This is a genomic window from Colwellia sp. 6M3 (genome assembly GCF_014077595.1).
In the GTDB taxonomy this organism is placed as follows: domain Bacteria; phylum Pseudomonadota; class Gammaproteobacteria; order Enterobacterales; family Alteromonadaceae; genus Cognaticolwellia.
The window spans coordinates 1-248 of the sequence record NZ_JACGWF010000271.1 but is presented as its reverse complement, the minus strand read 5'-3'; the positions used below and the strand labels follow the sequence as shown (position 1 = coordinate 248).

Genomic DNA, 248 nt, shown 5'->3' with positions numbered 1-248 from the left:
CGCCGTGAAAGGGCGGTGTCCTAGGCCTCTAGACGATGGGGACACATAAATGTGTCACTAGGACAACTGAATTTTTAGACTCGTTTCAGGCGAGCTTTCTTAATAACACTACACTTCCCTATTAAAATAAGTAAGTGGCGTCCCCAAGGGGATTCGAACCCCTGTTACCGCCGTGAAAGGGCGGTGTCCTAGGCCTCTAGACGATGGGGACACATAAATGTGTCACTAGGACAACTGAATTTTTAGAC

At 48.0% G+C, this 248-nt stretch carries 1 tRNA gene; it reads right to left on the bottom strand.

From position 1 onward, the window contains the following. Nucleotides 1-135 precede the first annotated feature (135 nt). A tRNA-Glu gene (locus tag H4J50_RS19360) sits at nucleotides 136-211 on the bottom strand. Nucleotides 212-248 lie beyond the last annotated feature (37 nt).